At 55.6% G+C, this 21,583-nt stretch carries 15 protein-coding genes; 8 read left to right on the plus strand and 7 right to left on the minus strand.

All coding sequences use genetic code 11. The features are described 5' to 3' along the window. Positions 1-1,825: sialate O-acetylesterase (locus QVO66_RS12585; RefSeq protein ID WP_288172876.1), on the plus strand; the 1,825-nt coding region annotated here is incomplete at its 5' end. A 76-nt stretch (positions 1,826-1,901) separates the two neighbouring features. Next, positions 1,902-4,043 (plus strand): alpha-galactosidase, encoded by a 2,142-nt coding sequence (locus QVO66_RS12590; RefSeq protein ID WP_021855848.1) that lies wholly within the window; start codon positions 1,902-1,904, stop codon positions 4,041-4,043. 348 nt (positions 4,044-4,391) lie between these two features. On the opposite strand, the gene QVO66_RS12595 is transcribed toward QVO66_RS12590, so the two are convergent. Together QVO66_RS12595 and QVO66_RS12600 are read right to left on the minus strand one after the other, a co-directional pair. Then, positions 4,392-5,567 (minus strand): hypothetical protein, encoded by a 1,176-nt coding sequence (locus tag QVO66_RS12595; protein ID WP_021855849.1) that lies wholly within the window; start codon positions 5,565-5,567, stop codon positions 4,392-4,394. 882 nt (positions 5,568-6,449) lie between these two features. After that, positions 6,450-7,232 (minus strand): Cof-type HAD-IIB family hydrolase, encoded by a 783-nt coding sequence (locus tag QVO66_RS12600; RefSeq protein ID WP_021855850.1) that lies wholly within the window; start codon positions 7,230-7,232, stop codon positions 6,450-6,452. A 579-nt stretch (positions 7,233-7,811) separates the two neighbouring features. On the opposite strand from QVO66_RS12600, the gene QVO66_RS12605 reads away from it, so the two are divergent. From QVO66_RS12605 to QVO66_RS12630, 6 genes are all read left to right on the plus strand, one after another. Continuing rightward, a complete protein-coding gene (locus QVO66_RS12605; protein WP_021855851.1) occupies positions 7,812-8,522 on the plus strand; it encodes a DNA alkylation repair protein in 711 nt (236 codons plus the stop codon). A gap of 294 nt (positions 8,523-8,816) precedes the next feature. Next, positions 8,817-9,977, plus strand: a complete 1,161-nt coding sequence (gene pelA / locus QVO66_RS12610; RefSeq protein ID WP_288172878.1) for a pectate lyase — start codon at positions 8,817-8,819, stop codon at positions 9,975-9,977. Further along, a complete protein-coding gene (locus QVO66_RS12615; protein WP_021855853.1) occupies positions 9,977-10,708 on the plus strand; it encodes a GYF domain-containing protein in 732 nt (243 codons plus the stop codon). Before pelA ends, QVO66_RS12615 begins: the two co-directional genes overlap by 1 nt. A gap of 437 nt (positions 10,709-11,145) precedes the next feature. Next, positions 11,146-12,486 carry an MATE family efflux transporter gene (locus tag QVO66_RS12620; protein ID WP_021855854.1) on the plus strand — a complete coding sequence of 447 codons (1,341 nt, stop codon included), beginning with the start codon at positions 11,146-11,148 and terminating at the stop codon, positions 12,484-12,486. A 232-nt stretch (positions 12,487-12,718) separates the two neighbouring features. Next, entirely contained in the window at positions 12,719-13,309 is a 591-nt protein-coding gene (locus QVO66_RS12625) for a Crp/Fnr family transcriptional regulator (RefSeq protein WP_021855855.1), read from the plus strand. 797 nt (positions 13,310-14,106) lie between these two features. Continuing rightward, a complete protein-coding gene (locus QVO66_RS12630; RefSeq protein WP_021855856.1) occupies positions 14,107-15,087 on the plus strand; it encodes a flavodoxin in 981 nt (326 codons plus the stop codon). A gap of 11 nt (positions 15,088-15,098) precedes the next feature. On the opposite strand, the gene QVO66_RS12635 is transcribed toward QVO66_RS12630, so the two are convergent. The 5 genes from QVO66_RS12635 to QVO66_RS12655 all read right to left on the minus strand — a co-directional run bounded on the left by QVO66_RS12635 (position 15,099) and on the right by QVO66_RS12655 (position 21,573). Next, a complete protein-coding gene (locus QVO66_RS12635; protein ID WP_021855857.1) occupies positions 15,099-15,497 on the minus strand; it encodes a hypothetical protein in 399 nt (132 codons plus the stop codon). A gap of 56 nt (positions 15,498-15,553) precedes the next feature. Next, complete coding sequence (locus QVO66_RS12640; RefSeq protein ID WP_021855858.1) at positions 15,554-17,443, minus strand: AAA domain-containing protein; 1,890 nt, start codon at positions 17,441-17,443, stop codon at positions 15,554-15,556. A gap of 20 nt (positions 17,444-17,463) precedes the next feature. Then, positions 17,464-18,627, minus strand: coding sequence for an MFS transporter (locus QVO66_RS12645; protein WP_021855859.1), 1,164 nt, complete (start codon positions 18,625-18,627; stop codon positions 17,464-17,466). Positions 18,628-19,041: 414 nt separating this feature from the next. Continuing rightward, on the minus strand, positions 19,042-19,725 hold the full coding sequence (locus tag QVO66_RS12650; RefSeq protein ID WP_053397636.1) for a response regulator: 684 nt from the start codon (positions 19,723-19,725) through the stop codon (positions 19,042-19,044). A 72-nt stretch (positions 19,726-19,797) separates the two neighbouring features. Then, positions 19,798-21,573, minus strand: a complete 1,776-nt coding sequence (locus QVO66_RS12655) for a sensor histidine kinase (RefSeq protein ID WP_021855861.1) — start codon at positions 21,571-21,573, stop codon at positions 19,798-19,800. Positions 21,574-21,583 lie beyond the last annotated feature (10 nt).

Here is a 21,583-nt window from a genome sequence, read left to right on the forward strand (position 1 = left end):
CCACCAGAGCCTCTGGACCATAACGGGCAGGAGCAGCGGCGGCAGGGTGAAGGTCAGGGCCTCGTGGAGCAGGCATGCCCTGACGGCTAAGGTGATGAGCGACGGCACGTTCAGCATCAGGCTGGCCACGCCCAAGGCCGGAGGACCCTACACGATAACCTTCGACGACGGCGACAGGACCACGCTGCGCGACATCTATTCGGGCGAGGTGTGGCTCTGTTCGGGGCAGTCGAACATGGAGATGCCCGTGGGCGGCTGGGGAAAGGTGATGAACTACTGGCACGAGATAATGTCGGCCAATCATCCCGAAGTGAGATTCTTGCAGATAAGCAAGCAGCGCAGCTTTGTGCCCGCGGCCGACACCGACGTGAACATGGGCGGCTGGCGCACGTGCACGCCGGAGACCGTTGAGAACTTCTCGTCGGTGGCATACTTCTATGCCCGCGAGATGTCAAGGCGCCTGGGCGTACATGTGGGCGTGATAGACTGCACCTGGGGCGGCACGCCGGCCGAGGCTTGGAGCAGCTATGCAGGCGTCAGCTCGGTTGAGGGATTTGAGAACGAGACAGGCATGATGGCCGACAACGGCTTCGACAAGGACAGGATAAAGGCCGAATATGAGCGCCGCGTGGCCGAGTGGGTGAGCATGGTCACGGAGGGGGTGGCCGACAGCGGCGACAAGGTGTGCCTGCCAGCCGACGGCAGTCTGCCCGTGATGCCCGTTCCGGGGCAGTGGGAGAGCTCTGCCCTGCCCGGATTCAACGGCATTGTGCTGATGCAGCGCGAGATCGACATACCTGACGGATGGGCAGGAAAGCCCGTAGAGCTGCACCTCGGAGCCATAGACGACGAAGACGTTACCTACTTTAACGGAACAAAGATAGCCGAAGGCTCGGGCTACAACGTGGAGCGCACCTACACCGTTCCGGCAGAGCTGGTGAAGGGCGGCAAGGCTCTGATAACCGTAAGAGTTACCGACTTTGAGGGAGAGGGCGGCATCTGCGGCAGCGCTTCAGACCTGTTTGCACGGCAGGGCGACAGCCGCCTGCCGCTCGACGGCAACTGGACCTACAAGGTGGCTGCCGACTTCGGCAAGCTGCCGCGGCGTCCTGTGTCGGCCGAGAGCGCGTCTTTCCCCACGGTGCTATACAACGCCATGCTCTATCCGCTGCGGCAGTTGCCCATAAAGGGCGTGCTGTGGTATCAGGGCTGCGCCAACGTGGGGCGTGCCGCCCAGTATGGGCCGCTGTTCCGCCGGCTTATATCCGACTGGCGCCGCCTGTGGGGCAACGACAGCCTGCCGTTCTACTTTGTTCAGCTGGCGGCATATCTTAAGCCCGTGCAGGTGCAGCCCGACTCTGAGTGGGCAGCGCTGCGGCAGGCACAGGCAGGCGCGCTGAGCCTTGACGGCACGGCCATGGTGGTTACGACAGACATAGGCGACAGCACCGACATACATCCGAAGAACAAGCAGGAGGTGGCGCGCAGGCTGTCGCTCGTGGCCCTCCGGCGCGCCTACGGCTTCAGCGACATAACCGACAGGGCGCCCGCCCTGATCAGCTGCGAGATAAAGGGCAGCGAGGCCGTGCTGAGGTTTGACGGCGACGTGGTTACCAGAGGCGAGGCTCCGCGAGGCTTCATCGTGCTGACCGACAAGGGGCAGTGGGCTGCGCCCGAAGCCGTGAAGACCGACGCGCGCACCATAAGGATAACCGCAGGCGGAAACATAGTGGCCGTGAGATACAACTGGGCCGACTATCCCTGCGGCAACCTGTTCGGGCCTACGGGGCTGCCCGTGGCTCTGTTTGAGGCAGGCTCACGCTGACCGTGAGGCCCTGCGCACAGGAAAATCAGGACATTAAGGACATAAATATTTTTAACTAATAAAACACAGTAAAGACATGAAAATCGTAACAAAACTATTCGTGGCACTTGGCCTGCTGGCATTTGTCTGCAAGGCCGGCGCCAAAGAACAGATTGTGGTAGAGACCGGCAGCACGAGCCTCGTGTTCACCGTGGGCGACAACGGCCGGCTGTACCAGAGCTACTTCGGCAAGCGCCTTACGGACAAGAGCGAATATGCCATGCTGCCGCAGGGCAAGGAGGCATACATGACACACGGCATGGAAGACTACTTTGAGCCTGCGCTCCACATAACGCGCTCTGACGGCAACCCGTCGACGCTGCTGAAATACAAGAGGCACGAGACAAAGGCATGCGACGGCGGCACGGAGACCGTGATATACCTTGCCGACCCAGTGTATGCCGACGAGGTGGCAATGCACTTTGTGGCCTACGCCAAGGAAGACGTGTTTAAGGCGTGGACCGAGATATTCAACAGGGAGAAGTCGGCCATAACGCTCGAGAAGTATGCCTCGTCGATGCTCCACATGTATGCGCCGAAATATTACCTGACACAGTATAACGGCGACTGGGCCACCGAGGCGGGCAGCCACACGCAGGAGCTTTACTTCGGCAAGAAGGTGATAGACACCAAGCTGGGAGCGCGCGCCGACATGTTCTGCCAGCCCTTCTTCCAGCTGTCGCTCGGCAGCAAGGCCACAGAGAGAGAGGGCGAGGTGCTGGTGGGCACGCTGGCATGGACGGGCAACTTCAGGTTTACGTTCGAGGTTGACAATCTTGGCGGCCTGCGCGTGATAAGCGGCATCAACCCCTATGCGTCGCAGTACACCGTGGCAAAGAACAAGAGCTTCAGGACTCCTGAGTTTATCTTCACCCTGAGCCAGAGCGGAACAGGACACGCCAGCCGCAACCTGCACGACTGGGCACGCAAGTATCAGATAAAGGACGGACAGGGCGACCGCATGACGCTGCTGAACAACTGGGAGGCTACCTACTTCGACTTCGACGAGAACAAGCTGCTCTCGCTCATCGGCGAGGCCAAGGAGCTGGGCGTTGACATGTTCCTGCTCGACGACGGATGGTTCGGCAACAAATACAAGCGCCACAGCGACACGCAGGCACTGGGCGACTGGGAGGTTACGGCCGACAAGCTGCCCAACGGCATAGGACGACTGACGGAGGAGGCCAAGAAGCAGGGCGTGAAGTTCGGCCTGTGGATAGAGCCTGAGATGGTTAGCCCCAAGTCGGAGCTGTATGAGAAGCACAAGGACTGGGTGATAACGCTGCCCAACCGCGAGGAGTATTACTTCAGAAACCAGCTCGTGCTCGACCTGTCTAACCCCAAGGTGCAGGACTATGTGTTCGGCGTGGTGGACGGACTGATGACGAAGTATCCCGACATAGCCTACTTCAAGTGGGACTGCAACAGCCCGATAACCAACATCTACTCTAACTACGAGAAGATGAAGCAGACACACCTTTATGTTGACTACGTGCGCGGACTCTACAACGTGCTGGAGCGCATCAAGGCAAAATATCCCGACCTGCCCATGATGCTGTGCTCGGGCGGAGGCGGACGCACCGACTATGAGGCGCTGAAATATTTTGTAGAGATGTGGCCGAGCGACAACACCGACCCCGTGGAGCGCATCTTCATACAGTGGGGCTACTCGCAGGTGTTCCCTGCCAAGGTGCAGTGTGCCCACGTAACTACATGGAACAAGGCGGCAAGCATAAAGTTCAGGGTGAATGTGGCCATGATGGGCAAGATGGGCTTCGACATCAACCTGCACGACATTCCGGCTGGAGAGCTGGCCTACTGCAAGCAGTCGATAGCCGACTTCAACAGGCTTAAGCCCGTAATACTCGACGGCGACCAGTATCGCCTCGTGTCGCCATACGAGGGCAACCACACCTCTACGATGTATGTCAGCAAGGACAAGGCCAGCGCCGTGGTGTTTGCCTTCGACATATTCCCGCGCTACAGCGAGAAGCTCTACAACGTGGTGATGGACGGGCTCGACGCTTCGAAGAAGTATGACGTGCGCGAGATAAACCGTGCCGACGGCTCGCAGGGCGAGGTGAAGACCTACTCGGGCGAGTATCTCATGACCGTTGGTCTGCCGCTCTTCAGCGCGCAGAAGCTTAGCAGCCGCGTGTATGAGCTGAAGGCAAGATAACGGGGCCGATGCCTTTGATATAAAACTAAAAAGGTCCGGCAGCCATGTCCTGATGACGTGGCTGCCGGACTTTCTTTTATCCCATATCTGCCTTCGCAGGGCATGGCTGCCGTTAGTGTGCCTGCCTCATTGCCGCAGGATTTTTGGGCGGCATGGGCGGATGTGCAGGGCTGAAGCATGCGGCGCCGTGAATGGTATGATGCGGCTGCATGACGCCTGACTGGTTGCATGACTCCGGGCGGCCTGCATGGTGGCTGCCCGTATACTTGCCGCTGCGGACATAAATAAAGCCCGGAGCCAGAGAGTCTGACGCCGGGCAATGAAGCGCTCTTCACAAAAAATAATGTCCTATTTCATAATTTTTATTGCCTTGCTTGTTCCGTCGGCATACTTGCTTACCATGATGCTTACGCCCTGGGCTGCATTGCTGATGCGGCGGCCTGAGAGGTCGAAGTATTCTGTTGCTACGACATCCTTGTTGCTGTTTTCAACATTGCTGATGGCTGTTGTAGACTTGCCTGTTATGGTCATGTTTTTGCAAGATCCGCTGAAATAGTATCCTTCATCATTCTGGCTGTCGCCGGGATAGTAGAAGTAGTCAGTCAGTTCTATTCCGCTCTCAGATGTGTAAGAGTCGCTCGAGCTGCTGTATGTGAACGTACAGTCGTCGACAAAGTCTGTTGTCGTTCCAAAGAGCAGTGCAGTGTCGTCGCTTGCCACTCCGTAAGAAGAAACGATGATGTTGTCGCCTTCAAACATTCCGATCATCCATGCCTCAGGATATTCGGGCAGGAGGCTCTTTATATAGCAAATATCGCCAAGGTTTACTATGTCGACAGTTGCAGATTTGCTGTTTCCGTAATAGTCGCTGTATGTATATTTGTGTGAAACGGCTTCTGGGAAGAGTTCTGCCGGATAATAGTAGAAAGATGTGCAGTAGGTGTACAGCTGAGTCTGGCTGCCGTTGGTGAGGAATGCTGCGAGATATTCGCCTTCAGCAGAGTAGTAGATGCCGCTCTCAGAGTCGAGTGTCAGTTTGAAGTTGCTGCTTGTTGAAGGCTCGCCTGTCTCAGCATCCATGTAACATACATACAGAGACAGTCCGTCTTCGTTGTATATCTCCTGGTTGTTCTCTATGGTTATCTCCTTTGTGCTCTCGTTGTATGTACCTTTAAGATATATGCCTTCGCCCACAATAGTGCTAAGGAACATGTTTGGTATGCTTACCGTGCCGTCATTGCCGAACACGATGTCGTTTTTTACGTGCAGTCTCTGCATTAGGCCTACCTGAGTTACTGACTCGCCGTAGTCTGCATAGTATGATTTTGTTGTTCCTTCAGGTGCGGCCTGTGCCTTCACCTTGTTTGTGCTGTTTGCTTTTTTCAGGTTAACGCGGTTGGAGGTCTCAAATTTCATGCTGTTTTCAGCTTTCAGTCCGTTCAGTCTGGTTGCCTTTAGCATTGGTGTCTGTGCAAATGTGTTCATTGAGAACAGTGTAAATGCAATAAGTAAAAGTTTCTTCATAAGCTAACTTTTAGTCGGTTAAACATTATAAGTTGATGTTATATTTCTCTTCAAGAGTAATATTTTTTATCTTAAATGTGATTAAAATTGAAATATTTTTTTAGTTTTATGTTATCATAATTGATTTATATCAATTGTAAAATGCGAAAAGTTACAGATTGTAAGCCTTTGTGCTGCTTTGTTTGCCCTTTGTCATTTAATAAGTGTAAAGTTGCGTCTTTTATGTTATGTACGTGCGCCTGTGCGTTACTTTTCTTATGGGCGCCGCGCGTGTATGTGCATGCGCCTGTCTCTGCCTGTGCGCGCGTGCGCAGCGGTCTTGTTCGTATGCGTGCGCACGGCCGTGTTTGCAGGGCTTCTGTCGTTGCCGTTATGCCGGCTTTGGGCATCGGGATATGGGCAGGAAGATGGTAAAAACTCAGGACAAAATTATTTTCCGTTCTGGAAAATCAAAGTATAACGGATGTTAAAATATGGTTTTCAAATATATTCTTTTATTAACATCGGTTAGCTTTTGTGTGCGTTGTGTGTCTTAAAACCGGTATTTTCAGACGCCAAAAGGGCGCTTTTCATGGTGCAGGAGCACTGCTTTTGGTGCCTAAACCTATCGTTTTTGCATCGTAAACGGCACAGTAATGTTTTTTAACACGGCCGACTGAGCAGCCGTTTTGATGTAAATGGCTGAATGTCAGATGCTTGTCGAAAATGCTGATTTTCCGGCTTTTTCGCGCCAAACGGCCGTGTCGTCACGGCTGTGGCCATTCTGAGAGCGTCAAGCGTCATGCCTTTTGTCATAAAAGTTTACAAAAGTCTGCGCCCCGTGCAGCGTGTCCTACCTGTAGGTATGCTGCCACCGGCAGGGGCATGTGCGCCCCCGTGGCGTCAGATTATGCCGAAATGGCGCAGCGCCTTGCTCACGCCGTCGTTGTCAACATGGTCGGTAACGTATGATGCCAGCGCCTTCACGTCGTCGATGGCGTTGCCCATGGCCACGCCTATGCCTGCCGCGCAGATTATCGACTTGTCGTTGCCGCCGTCGCCGAAGGCCATAGTCTCGCTGATGTCCATGCCCAGGTGTTCGGCCATGCGCTGCAGCGCCTTGCCCTTGTCGGCTCCGCGCGCCGTCACGTCGGCAAATGCCGGATACCATCTTGCGGCTATGCAGTGGGGCAGCTGCGGCATGACGAGCTTCTCCTGCTGCTCGTCTATGATGGGCGTAAGCTGCAGTATGGGCTGGTTTAGCACCGTGTCGAGACTGATGTCCTCGCCCAGGTCGTTGACGTTGAGCAGCTGTCGGAACACCTTGTCAACCATCTCGTCGGGATGATACACCGTGAGGTCTTTCGCCCCCACCACCATCGTGGCAAAGTTCATCTCGTCTGCCAGCCGTATCAGCGTGCGTGCGTCCTCGAGCGGAATGTCTACGCAGCTCACCACCTTGTCGCCTATGAAGCTGTATGCGCCGTTAGTGGTTATATATCCGTCTATCAGATGTTCTATGGCGTGCAGGTTGTTGATCAGTTTCACCGGCCGTCCGGTAGATATATACACGCCCACGCCGTTTCTCTTTGCCTGTTCGAGTGCGTCAACCGTTGATTGTGGTATCTCGTGTGTGTTGAAGCTCACGAGTGTTCCGTCTATGTCAAAAAATAAAGCCTTAATCATACTCTTTTCCTGAAATTATCTTTATTGAGTGCAAAGATAGTGCAAGCCGAGTGCACTGCAAAATGAAAGACGCAGTTTTTTAAGTTTGTAGTGTTGAGGCGAAGCCTATATTATTCAAAGATAGTGCAAGCCGAGTGCATGGCAAAATGAAAGACACAGTTTTTTAAGTTTGCAGTGTTGAGGCGAAGCCTGTTTTATATAATATAAGAAGTATGAATTTCGGATCGCAGATCCTTATACTCTATGCTGTCGGATTTTTCGCTTTGCTCAACAACTCGTGCAAATCCGACAGAACAATAGCCTTGCAAAATGATAGCGCTATTTGTGGCTATATGTAAATCTACAGTATGAAAAACAAAGACTGATGTAAGCTGTATTTGGTTGCATATAAAACATATTTACGATGCGAAAAAACAAGACTAATGTTCTGTCGGATTTGCAATCCGACAGCATATAGTATAAGGATCTGTGATCCGCAACTCATACCGCTTAACCAATGAAAATAAAAAATAATATGCATTCATTTTGCCATGCACTCACCTTGCACTATCTTTGCCGTAATAAACAAAGGTAATGAATATGGGAAAGACGGAATATGAGATAATAACCGGAGAGATGACGGCGCTGCGTGACGACGCACAGAGCGAGCAGCTGCAGCGCTTCTTCAAGACAGGCGAAGGCGAATACGGACATGGCGACAAGTTCTTGGGCATTAAGGTGCCTGCGACTCGAAGCGTGGCAAAGCGGCACAAGACGGCTGACAACGACACGTTAAGGCGGCTCATGCAGTCGGAATGGCACGAGATAAGGCTCTGCGCGCTGCTCATAATGGTTGAGAAGATGAAGAAGGCCGACGACGGAGCACGCCGCGAACTTACCGACATGTATCTCTCTGTTACAGACCGCATAAACAACTGGGACCTCGTAGACCTCAGTGCGCCGCATATCGTGGGGACCTATCTGCTCGACAAGCCGCGCGACCTGCTCTACACCCTTGCCGGCAGCCCCCTGCTATGGGACAACCGCATAGCCATGGTGGCCACCTATGCCTTCATAAAGCAGGGCGACCTCGACGACACCTATGCCCTCGCATTGCGCTTCATAAGCCATCCGCATGAGCTTATGCACAAGGCCACGGGCTGGATGCTGCGCGAGGCAGGCAAGCGCGACATGGGCAGACTGAGAGCCTTCGTCATGGAGCATCATGCACAGATGCCGCGCACCATGCTGCGCTATGCCATCGAGAAGTTTCCCGAAGACGAGCGCAAGATGATACTCAGAATGAAGTGAGCCTTAACCCCCAATAGGCTGTTATGCTTTCGGGCTGAAAGCATGAATGTGCAAAATAGATAAAGCTGTGTGCGGAATGATGACCGTCAGGGTAGATAAGGCAGGCCGCACGCAACGCCAGACAGGCAGATGAACACGGGGCAGACGGCTAATTTGGGTTAAAATGCAAAGTAATGACTAAACCTTTTCAGTCTGCGTGCATCTAAATAAAATGAATGCCGTCAGGTTTGCTGACAAACATGAGGCAACGACTAACTATTTACAAACAACAAACGTTACATTTATACCTAAATTATGAAAAAAGGATTCATCGTGATGGCTCTTGCCGCTACATTCGCGCTTACCGCCGTAACGCCGGCTGAGGGCCAGACAAAGAAAACAAGTCAGACTAAAACAGACAAGAAAGACAACAAGCAGAAAACCTATAAGACGTGGACGTCGTGGGCTGCACATCTCGAGCCTGAGTTCTTCACTACGGCCGAGGCAGTGCGCATAGGCGACAACGTGCTGCTGTATCAGCAGAACACGGGCGGATGGCCGAAGAACATCGACATGGCCAGGAACATGACCGACGCCGACAAGAAGAAGGCAGAGGCCGACAAGAGCATTGCCAAGTACAGCACGATAGACAACCGCGCCACCTCTACCGAGATAATCTACCTGTCGAAGCTGTATAACGCCACGGGCACAGAGAAGTATAAGGACGCCGTGCTCAGGGGCATGCAGTATCTCTTTGAGGCACAGTATGACAACGGCGGCTGGCCGCAGTTTTATCCCTACAACAAGAAGTATCACACACACATCACATATAACGACGACGCCATGATCAACGTGATGAAGATCATGCGCGACGCAAGTCTGGGCAAGGCTCCATTCGCCTTCTTCCCCGACAGCGTGAAGATGAAGGCCAAGACGGCTCTCGACAAGGGTATCAGCTGCATACTGAAGACGCAGTATGTGCAGAACGGCAAGCCCACGGTGTGGTGTGCGCAGCACGACGAGAAGACCCTGCTGCCCGCCAACGCACGCGCCTTCGAGCTGGCGTCGCTCAGCGGACAGGAGTCTGACGACATCGTGCTCTTCCTCATGTCGCTGTCAAAGCCTTCGCCCGAGGTGGTCAACTGTATTGAGGCAGCCGTGGAGTGGTTCCGCCAGAACGAGATAGACGGATACAAGATAGAGAACTTCAAGAACAGCGACGGCAAGAAAGACTGGCGCCTGGTGAAGTGTACCGAGGGAGAGGTGTCGAAGCCTCTGTGGGCACGCTTCTATACGCTCGAGGACAACCGCCCATTCTTCTGCGACCGCGACGGCGTGATGAAGTTCGACGTCAGCGAGATAGGCCACGAGCGCCGCACAGGCTACAGCTGGTACAACTCTGAGGCTCTTAAGGTATTTAAGAAGTATGAGCAGTGGAGCAAGAAATACGGAAAGAACAAGACGGAGGGTAACTGATGAGATATTTTATTTATGCAGACAACCGGCAACAGGGGCCTTTCTCCGTAAGCGAACTTATGGAGCGCGGTCTCTCTTCGGAGACTCTTGTGTGGGCCGAGGGCATGGAGCAGTGGACTCCGGCCTGGCAGGTGAGGGAACTTAAGGACGCCATGGAGGGCAAGGCGCAGCCCGGCCCCGTGCCTCCGCCCCTGCCGTCTGAGCCGTCGGCACGTGCTGAGAGCGCTTCAGGGCAGGCTGACGGCGGCCGCGACGACCGCACAGACGCATCCGGCAGCGCGGCATATTCGGCCGGGCAGGGCGGAGGCAGCGGCACGTCGGGCATGGCCGATGCTGCCGAAGAGATAATATATGAGCCTCGCCGCAGGCACATCGGCGGCCGCGTGGCAGGCATAGTGGTGGCCGTTGTCATAGCCTTTGCGCTCACCGTAACCTGTCCTACGCGCGAACAGCACTGCGAAGCCGTGGCAGGCGAGATAAGCGCGGCCATAAGTCAGAGCAATGGCGCGTCGGGCTTCTGGGGCATGTTCAGCAACATATTTGCCTCGGGCGTGGTCAACATGGCCGTAAGCCAGTTTCTGGATGTAGACAACTATTATCTCTTCTCCATAGGTACAATCAATATCGAGGGCAAGTCGAGAGCCGTGTCGTTCGGCATTCTCAACCACGTGTTCACCTTCGACAACGACTATATAAGGGAGGCTCTCAACGAGGAGCGCATGGCCGAGTGATGCCTTGCGTGCTCTCGCTCAGCGTAGCGCTACGCCATGACAGTGCGGCAAGGCCGGGTTTTGCTGCCGCACAGCTTGCCGTTGGCAGCGCAGTATGGCCTCGCTTCGTTATTCTCATGGCATGATATGCGCCTGATGGTGCCGCACTTTTAGCTTTATAAATATATTGTTCTGCATAAATTATGCTGTTTGTTATGCCCCGCAGCCTGCGTCTCCGTCTGTCGGCACAATGATTTCCGGGCATCACAAGCAGCATTTATTATGCCCCTGTTTATCCTTCCGGCAGCCGTTGCTGCAATGTTTTTCGTGTGAAAAACATGCTTTTTCAGTCATTAAATCCCCCGTCAGCCGCAGAAATTACCAATTGTTAACTGCCTTTCGTTTTTAAACACTTACTTTTGCGCCCCGATATCAACAACTAACAACCGTAAAGTATGATGAAGGACAGTATAGATTTCGGAACAACAAAGGTGTCAAGCCTTTTCAGCAAGCTGCTCATGCCCACGTTGCTCGGCATGGTGTCGTCGGCCCTTTTCGTTATTACCGACGGCATATTCGTTGGCCGTGGCCTTGGCAGCGATGCTCTGGCGGCGGTGAATATCGTTGCGCCGCTGTTTCTTATAAATACCGGCATCGGACTTATGTTCGGCGTGGGCGCATCGGTGGTGGCGTCTATCCATCTGTCTCACGGCAAGCCGAAGACGGCGCGCATAAACGTCACTCAGGCCGTGATAGCCCTCAGCATGCTGGTGGCGGCGTTCAGTGCGCTCATTGTGTGGCGTGCGCCCGGCGTGGCATGCCTGCTTGGCAGCTCGGAGCGTCTGCTCGTGCCTGCTGTCGAGTATATCTACGGCGCCGTGCCGTTCTTTGTGTTCAGCGCCATGCTTAGTGCCGGAATGTTCTACATAAGGCTCGACGCCTCGCCGCGCTACGCCATGATGTGCAACGTGGTGCCGGCGCTGCTCAACATCGTTCTCGACTATCTTTTTATCTTTGTGTTCCACTGGGGCGTGATAGGCGCAGCCGTGGCCACCAGTCTTGGCTATATAGCCGGTGCCGGCATGGTGCTGTGGTATATGCTGATGATGGGGCGCACCATAAAGTTATGCCGTGTTAAGACCCATCTGCGCAGCCTGCGAATGACGCGCCGCAACGTGGGCTATATGTGCCGTCTGGGCTTCCCGTCGCTGCTCTGCGAGGCGGCCATCGCCACCATGATGTTTGCCGGCAACTATGTGTTCATAGCCTATCTCGGCGAGGACGGCGTGGCGGCCTACAGCATAGCGTGCTATGTGTTCCCGATAATCTTCATGGTGTATAACGCCATAGCGCAGTCGGCTCAGCCCATTCTGAGCTACAACTACGGCGCGCGGCTCACCAGGAGGGTAAGCTCTGCCTTGCGCATGGCTCTGTTTACGGCCCTTGGCAGCGGCGTGATGTTTCTGCTGATAATGTATTTCTTCGCGCCGGACATAGTGTCGCTGTTCATTCCGGCAGGCTTTCCTGCCAACACGATAGCCGTAGGCGGCATGCCCCTGTTTGCTCTGGGCTTCGTGCCGTTTGCCGTCAACATCGTGGCCATAGGCTATTGTCAGAGCGTTGAGCGCGACGCTGCCGCCATGTTCATCACGGCCATGCGCGGCTATGTGCTCATGCTGCTGTGCTTCTGGCTGATGCCTAAGCTGTGCGGAGTGAGCGGCATATGGCTCGCCGTGCCCGTGGCAGAGCTGCTTACGTGCGTATTAATCTTTGTGATGTATTTGAGAAATCGGAAATGATTTGCTACCTTTGCGGCTGCCTATGGCCTTATGGCGGCGGCTGCCGCGGCCTGTCGCTGTCCGTGCCGACTTGTCCGTGCTGGATGCAGGTGCATGTGTGCTGCCGTGCTGTCAGACAGCGGCGCCGGCGTAACGGGCGGCTGCACGCATGACGGCTGAATGCCCGGTGCAGGCCGTTGGCTGTGGGATATTCGGGCAAAAGGCATGCCGAACGATTTTAATACGTGTGATTATGGAAACTTTTGAGGAGTGTCTGTGCCGGCGCAGCGGACTCAGCATGAGCGACGTTGAGGCTCTCAAGGCGCACATGACACGCATGGAGATACTGAAGGGCGACACGCTTGTGCGCAGGGGAGGGCGCAACACTGATATATATATTATAGTGGACGGGATATGGCGCGCGTCGTATGTCAATTCCGACGGCAACGACATAACCCTGTGGTTTGCGTCAAAGGGCGACCTGCTCTTCTCGTCGTGGTGCTTTGTGGGCAACATGCCGTCGATGATAGCGCTCGAGGCCATGAGCGACGGCGTTGTCTATGGCATAAGCCGCAGCGACGCCGAAGACTTCTTCATGTCGTCGGTTGAGGCTGCGCGTATAGGCCGCAGGCTCTATGAGAAGGAGATTTTCGAGATAGAGCGGTGGCTGCTCAGCAGCGGTGCGCCGAGGGCACGCGAGCGATATGAGACTCTGCTGGACGAGAAGGCCGAACTGCTGCAGCACGTGCCGCTGAAATACATCGCCTCGTATCTGTTCATAACGCCCCAGTCGCTCAGCCGCATCAGGGCAGAGATGGCGCGCGGCAGGAAGAAGAGGCACTGACTAATGGCGGACGTAAACCCATGTAGGCAATTATGCCCCATACGGCTTTATCCTTTATGTGTATTCCTGTGTTCCGCCGTCTTTCAGTTTTCAGTTCCCCTTCTTTCGTCCGTTCCTTCTTGACATAGCCTGCCGTTCATGCTGATAACAAGACGAAATACAGCTAAATGTAAAGCAAAATGCAGACCTAGTCATAGCGCCTTATGGCGGTTAAAGCGTCAGGCTGCATCATGATGACAATGCGCCTGCCTGCGGATACTTATGCCGCAGGCGGGCGCATTTATTTCAGCTGTTTTTCCACGGCAGTTTGTCCGTTTTGCAAAAGCTGTCCTTTTGCGCTGTAATATGTGGCATATTGGCGCCCGAAAGGATAGCTTTCGCATCGCCGTTTGCCGCCTTTTGCGCGGTGATGCCTGCCGCCGTCGTGTGTCGGTGTCGCTTGGCAGCATTGCCGGCCGTCTCCGTTGCCGCTTTTTTATGCTAAGAGTCGTGTTTCTGATGTCCACATGATGTTCCACGTCTGTCAGTCTCCCGCACTGCCTGATGCGCCATTTCAGTGCCGCCGTGGCAGGATTACATGGGGGCAGGACACGGCAAAAGACTGTGAAGACGGCGTTTTCCGTTTTTTGGGTACATTTATCTGTAAATAATATACCATGCCGCATGCAGGAATATAATAATTTTGTAGCGTCAGAAAAAGGCATGCTCCGCAGCGCTCTTAATCGACTGACGCCATGCAGGGGCATAAGCCTGAAGAGACAGCAAGAGCAGTTGTTGAACCAAAAAACTATGTAAGTATGAAAAAGTTTCTTTATTATGTCGTTGCGTGTTGCCTTGCCGTATCGCATATCTCGTGCGCCAAGGACAACGGCAGCGACGCCGCCGGCACCACACCGGCAACGCCTGGCGGACAGGCGGACAATGTAATGGTGGTGTATTTCTCGCAGACCGGCACCACCGAAGGCGTTGCGCGCCACATAGCCGACATAACCGGCGCAGACACATGGCGAATTGAGGCGGCAGAGCCTTACACCGCGGCAGACCTCGACTACAGCAATCCGCAGTCGCGCTCGTCGCTCGAGCAGAACGACCCCGACGCACGTCCGGAGATCAAGGGCAGCGTGCCCGACCTGAGCAAGTGCCGCACGATATACCTTGGCTACCCCATATGGTGGGGGCAGGCGCCGCGCGTTGTCTACACCTTCGTTGAGAGCTGCAACCTCAGCGGCAAGACCGTAATACCCTTCTGCACGTCAGGCTCGAGCGGCATAGGCTCAAGCGCAACCCTGCTGCAGGCGCTCGCGCCCGGAGCCACATGGACCGCAGGACGCAGGTTTGGCGCAGGCACTCAGCGCAGTGAGGTGGAACAATGGATAAAGTCGATGGAAACCGCAACAGATGAAGACAACAACATAAATTACAGCAAGATGAACATAAAGGTGAACGGCCGCACCCTCACGGCCACAATGGCAGACAACAGCTCGGCAAGAGCGCTGATAGACCTGCTGAAAGAGGGCGACATCGTGATAGACATGAGCGACTACGGCAACTTTGAGAAGGTGGGCAGCCTGGGCCACACGCTGCCGCAGAACAACGAGAACATAACCACGGAGGCTGGCGACCTGATACTGTATCAGGGCAACAATTTCGTTATCTACTACGACACCAACACGTGGAACTTCACGCGTCTGGGCAAGATAGACGGCATAAGTAAGGCAGAGCTTAAAGAACTGTTCGGCAAGGGCAACGTAACAGTAACACTTTCGGCACGCAAGTAAGCGTGCCTTTTTTATTTTCCGCCGCTGTATATCATCTTTGTTATCGCGCCTATCTTGTTCTGTCGGTCGATGGAGAAGGTGCGGCTGTGGGCGTCGATAAACCTGAACAGACTGAGGGCCATGTCGAGCTGCTGCGTCCTGAACGGCTCGGGGCGGTCGTCGGCCTCGGCATAATACAGCTCGGCAAGCATCTCCATGCGGCTTATGCGCTCCTCCTCGGGATACTTTTCGAACGATGACATTATCTCGTCATGCGTTGCCGTGTGATAAAACTCATACGAGCCGAAGTACTGGCGGAACAGGTCTTCGGCCGTCTTGCGGCGCGCTCCCGCCTCGTTCTTCTCGAGATAGCGCTGAAGCGCCGCCATAAACTCACGTATAAGTCGCGAAATGTAGTCTCTCTGAAGCATGTCTTCCTTTGTTTGTTATGTTTCGATGTCTGCTTTTTCTGATGTCTTTATGCTGCCTAAATGCCGGCAGACTCCTGCACGTAGCCGTACAGCTCCTTGTAGAAGGCGTGGCGAGTCATGGTCTGCACGCTGCCAACTATTATCAGTTTCATGCGTGCGCGGGTTATTGCCACGTTCATCCGTCGCAGGTCTGACAGGAAGCCTATCTGCCCGTCGTCGTTCGAGCGCACGAGCGATATTACGATGATGTCGCGCTCCTGCCCCTGAAATCCGTCAACGGTGTTCACCGTTATGCAGCCGCGGTAGGGCTTGAAGAACTCCGCCTTGCGCACCATTCGGCGCAGCAGCTGCACCTGGGCGCGGTAGGGTGATATTACGCCCACGTCGATATGCTCGTCGGCTATGCGCTGACGGCCTATCTTGGTGAAGTAGTTTTTAAGGGCATCGAGTGTCAGTTCGGCCTCAGTCTTGTTTATCCTGCCGAAGCTCTCGCCCACAAACTCCTCCTTAGCGTCGCTCTCCGATGTGTCTATCCATGTTATGGGGTTGTCGTAGTCGAGTATGCCGCGGTACTTAACCTCGGGCGCCGACTCCACGCGTCCGTCGTAGAACCAGTTGCTCGAGAAGCGCATTATCTGTTCGTTCATGCGGTATTGCACCGTCAGCAGCGTAACCACCGACGGCTTGCGCGCCACTATGCGCTCCATGAGCGTAGTGCCCAGTCCGCCCTTCAGCGCCGCAATGCTCTTCACCGTGGGCGGAAGCTGACAGTGGTCGCCCGCCAGCACCACGCGCGATGCCCTGCGTATGGCTATCCAGCAGGCGGCTTCGAGCGCCTGTGCCGCCTCGTCGATGAACAGCGTGCCGAACTTCTGCCCTGACAACAAGTGGCTCGCGCTGCCCGTAAGCGTTGAGGCAATGACCTTGGCCTCGCCGAAGAGCTGCGAGTTTATCCTCAGTTCGAGTTCCACGGCACGGCTCTTCAGGCGGTCCATCTTCTGGTGCCAGCCGTTGTCGCGGCGCTTGCGCTCCTGCCGCAGCTTGCGTATGGCCTGGCGTATGCTCCACAGCTGCGGATAGTCTGGGTGAGCCTCGAAGCGCCGTTCGTAGGTAAACGACAGCATCTTGTCGTTCACCTTCGTCGGGTTGCCTATGCGCAGCACGCTTATTCCGCGGTCAACGAGCCGCTCGCTAATCCAGTCTACAGCCATGTTGCTCTGCGCGCACACCAGCACCTGGCTCTCGCGCCGCAGCGTCTCGTATATGGCTTCAACGAGAGTGGTGGTCTTTCCCGTGCCCGGAGGTCCGTGCACAATGGCCACGTCCTTGGCGCGCAGCACCTTGTTGACTGCCTCCTGCTGCGCCCTGTTGAGCCACGGAAAGCTTATCGGGGCAAAGCTCAGTTCGGCAGCCGGCACGCCCGAATAGAACAGGTCGCGCAGATAGGCAAGGCGGTTGTCGCGTGCGCCTATCACACGGTCTAGAGCCTCGAACATAAGCCGGTAGCTCGTCTCGTCGAAAAACAGCTGCACGCCCAATCCTTCGGTGGCCTGCAGCTCTGCCACGGGTGCGTTGTCGGGCACGGTGACCACAAGGCGGTCGCCGTCGGCATAGCTCACCGTGGCGGTGAAATTAAAGTATCTTATCGACTTGCCTTCTGCCCCCTCGCTCATGCGGAAGAAGCACACGGGGCGTCCGAACTCGAAGTTGTGCTCAATGTCGGTGTCGGCAGTGCGCACAACCTCAACAGAAAGCTGGTTGAGCGAATTGTAGTAGCTGCGCACGAAGCGCAGCGGATGCCACGCGTCGCCACGCTTCACCTTACGCGCCAGTCCCGTGGTCTCGGTCTGACGGCGGAAGGCCTCCTTCTCGCTGTTGTACTCTATCTCCAACAGCAGGCGTTGCTGGCGCAGGGCCTGAACGGATGATGACTGAATGTTGTTCACAGATGCAAAGTTAACAATTTTCAGTCAACGGCAGCGCTTCGGCGCTCATATTTGCGGCAGAAACAGATAAAAGCCACGAGTCCCATGACTACGAAGGGCACGCCCACGAGCGCCGACCAGCGCGGAGTGGCCCCGTGCTCCATGGGCAAGCCGCCGCAGAAGGCTCCGATGGCGTTGCCCAGATTGAACGCCACCTGTATGGCAGCGCCGCCAAGCAGCTCGCCGCCGGGCGCATGCTTAAGTATAAGAAACTGCTGCGGACTGCTCAGGGCAAACAGGCAGCCCGTGCACACCACCATCAGTGCGGCCGATATCCAGCCGTAGCCGGCCAAAAGGAATATCAGCAGCAGCGTGGCTATGGTTATGGTCTGCGTGACGGCGGCCACGTGTCCCGGCCGATGACGGTCGCACAGGCGGCCGCTGATAAGGTTGCCCGCCACCATGCCGAAGCCCGCGGCTATCATCAGTGCCGACAGGGCCTCATGAGGGAAGCCTCCTACCGACGTGAGCAGTGGACTGACGTAGCTGTACCAGCAGAATATGCCGCCGTTGCCCAGCATCGTGGCGGCAAGGATGAGCCAGGGCGCGCCGTGGCGAAGGAAGGCAAACTGATGACGGAAGCCCTCGTCGGGCAGTGCGCCCACCGACGCCGGAATCCACTTCCATACGTAATATATCACGATGATGCTGATGAAGATGAGCAGCATGAACGGGAAGCGCCACGATATGTGCGAGCTGAGAGCCGTGGCAAGAGGCACGCCGAAGAGATTGGCCACGGTCATGCCCGCCACCATTATCGACACGGCACTCGTCTTGTGAGCCTCGTCGGCCAGCTTAACTGCCACGATGGACGCCACGCCGAAATAGGCGCCGTGGGGCAGACCTGAGATGAAACGGGCCACGACAAGCATGACGAAACTCTGCGCCATGGCCGAGAGGGCAGCCCCGAAGAGGATGAGGCCGGCAAGAAACAGCAGCAGGCGCTTTAGCGGATACTTGTGGAACGCCACCAGCAGAGGGGCGCCGCAGCACACGCCCAGGGCGTAGGCCGATATGCAGTGGCCGGCAGTGGGGATGCTGACATCGAAATAACGCGACACATCGGGCAGGATGCCCATCATGACAAACTCGGCTATGCCCAAGGCAAGTGTGCCGAAGGCCAGAGCCACCAGACTTTTCTTCATTTGCTTAGCTTTGATTATTTATCCTGAAAAACGCATGCAAAGTTAATGCAACCGCATCAAAACGCAAAGCCGCCGCCCCCTCATTTTTGCGCCACGGGCAAAAATCTTGACATAGGCCTAAGCCGCCTGATAGCGTAGGGCGAGAAATGAGATAACCATGAAGGCGCAAGGCCGCGTGCCCGTGTCTGCGTATAGGGGCAGCCGCAGGCAGACATGTACATGCCGCAGGAAGATGCCGCTGAAATGTAAAGATATATTACCGGGCACGGTCGTGCCGCCCAATATGTGCCCTTTCAGGGGCTGAAAGGTGGCCTTTTACAACGCAAAACACGGCCTTTTGCAGTGCAAAAAGCCGTGTTTCATAACATACTGGATATCAAAACATTACGTCGGCTGCCAACAGCGGTGCCGGTGTCAGGTGTTCTTGTCGTTCTTGTTGCCCTTCACTATCTCCGAGGCGTTGATGTATCCGCGGTCGATGGCCTTCACTATCAGGTCGGCAATGTTGCGTGCGCCAAGCTTCACGAAGAGCCGCTTGCGGTGGGCTTCAACCGTGTTTTCGGATATGAAGAGCATGTTGGCTATCTCCTTCGAGGTGTATCCTCCGGCTATCGCCCTCAGTATGTCGGTCTCTCTCTCCGACGGATGCTCTATGCGCTGCGTGTATCTCGATATCTTGCGCTTCACTCCCGGGCAGAAATACTGCTCGCCGCACATCACGGCCGCTATGGCGCTGACCATCTGCATGAAGTCGGTCGACTTGAACAGTATGGCGTTGACGTCCTTGTCGAGCATGCGCCTTAGCAGCCATATCTCCTCATGTATGGTGTTGACTATTATCCTTGCCCCGGCGTGGCGCGAGCGTATCTTGTCGATAAGCTCAAAGCCGTCGATGTCGGGCAGGCCTATGTCTATTATGTATATGTCGAAGCTGTGGCGGCCCATGGCGTCAATCAGGTCGGCCGCACAGCCAAACGTCTCGACGTTTTTGGCGTTGCAGCCCTGCATCAGACTCTTGAATCCCTCAAGAATCAGCGCGTGGTCGTCGACTATTGCAACCGACAGGTCCTGCAGCAAATATTTTTGTGCCTCGTTCATCGGGGCAAAATTATACCATACATTCATATTTGCAATAACGGAAATCCGTGGTTTTTTAAGAAATTTTATGTCTTACGGCCTTGTCTTCTTTTCGGGCAGACTGCTTATGGTTAGTCTGACGGTGGTGCTTCCGCCCTCGCTCTCCGTGGTTATCTGTCCGTTGATGGCCGCCGCGCGCTGCCTCATGGTGCGCCGTCCGATGCCTGCCGATGCGTGCTGCTGTGGCTGTCCGTTGTCGCTTATGGTCAGACTGAGGCTGTTGCCTTCAAGCCTCATGCCCACGTCTATGCGAGTTGCGCCCGAGTGCTTCATGGCGTTGGCCACGGCCTCCTGTGCTATGCGGTATATCTCGAGCGCCGTAGCGTCGGCCACGCGGCTCCAGTCGGCATCCTCGGGCACGGCCTCATACGTTATCTCACACTGCCCTGCGCCTGTCGCCTGACACAGATAGTCGTCGAGCACCATGCTTATGTCGGCATAGCTGAACTCCGGCGGCATCATCTCGTGCGATATGCGCCTCACCTGCTCGCGGCATTCGTCGAGCATGGCGGCCTGTCCTGCGGCGTCGCCGTTGCCCGCGGCAATCTTCAGCTGCACGGTGTACAGGCTGTTGCACACGCCGTCGTGAAGCTCGCGCGCCAGCCTCTCGCGCTCGTTCTCCAGTCCGTCCACATACTTCTGCATGAGCCTGCGGTCGGTGTCGGCCTGCAGCCTGCGAAACTCCTCGGCCTGCATGCGCGCCTTGCGCCTCTGCCTCATGATGTAGACCACGGTCAGGGCAGCCAGCACCGCCACAACGAGCAGTCCCGTGCTGACATACATGCGTGTCTCGGCCAGCTCGGCTTTCTTCTGCGCCAGCTCGAGTTCCTTCTCCTTGGCCTGATATTTCACGGTAAGCTCGCGCATGCTCTCGGCCTTCTGGCTCTCAAACAAGCTGTCCTTCAGGGCCACGGCCTTGGTCATGGCTCCGTAGGCCTGCTCCCACTGCCCGAGGCGTGCGTAGGCCTCGTGCATGTTGTTGTAGCAGTCGTACACCACGAAGGGCATCTGCTCTATGCCCTTGATTGTCAGAATCTTCTTGAACAGCGGCAGCGCCCCGCGCCAGTTTTCATGGTTTAGTTCAATGCTGCACAATATCTGATAATAGGCCACGAGCGTCATCGTCGATTCCACCTTGGGCTCCAGCGTGCGGCACCGTCCGCGCCACATGTCTGCCCCGCGCCTGTCGCCCAGTCTGTCGGCCGTGGCCACCATATATGCCGCCGCACTCATGGCAGCGTCGGTCTGTCCCAGTTCCATGGCGTAGCCGTAGCTCCGTGTCAGCATGTCGGCAGCCTTGTTGTTGTCGCCCGCCATGAGGAACATCAGTCCGTTCTGCGACAGCATCTGCGCCTTGAAGGCCTTGTCGGCACACTTCTGCGTCCAGTCTACCGACAGTCCGGCGTAATACATGGCCTCCTTCTTGTGCTGCATGTCTATGTGCAGCGTGGCGAGGTTTAGGTAGAGGGCAGCCGCCTCCTGGCGTGCGTCCTCGTCGGCCTTGGCCTTAAATTCGGCAGTGGTGCAGAGCTTCATGGCCTCGTTATAGTGTCTGAGCGCCTCGTCGGTCTTGCCCATGGTGCGCAGATACACGCCCATCGACGAGTTAATGCCCACTATTGCCGTGGTGTTGCGGCTCTTTGTGGCCATGTCGAGAGCCTCGCGCGCCACTATAAGTGCCGAGTCGTTCTTTCCTCCGCCATGCAGCGCGTCGGCCTTCTGCCTCAGTTCACTGAGCTTGTCGGCAGCCGCCATAGGCACAACAGCCATCATTGCGGCCAAAAATAAAATCAGTCGTAATCCTTTCATGGTAATAACA

This window comes from Prevotella sp. CAG:255 (genome assembly GCF_000431195.1).
Lineage (GTDB): Bacteria > Bacteroidota > Bacteroidia > Bacteroidales > Bacteroidaceae > Prevotella > Prevotella rara.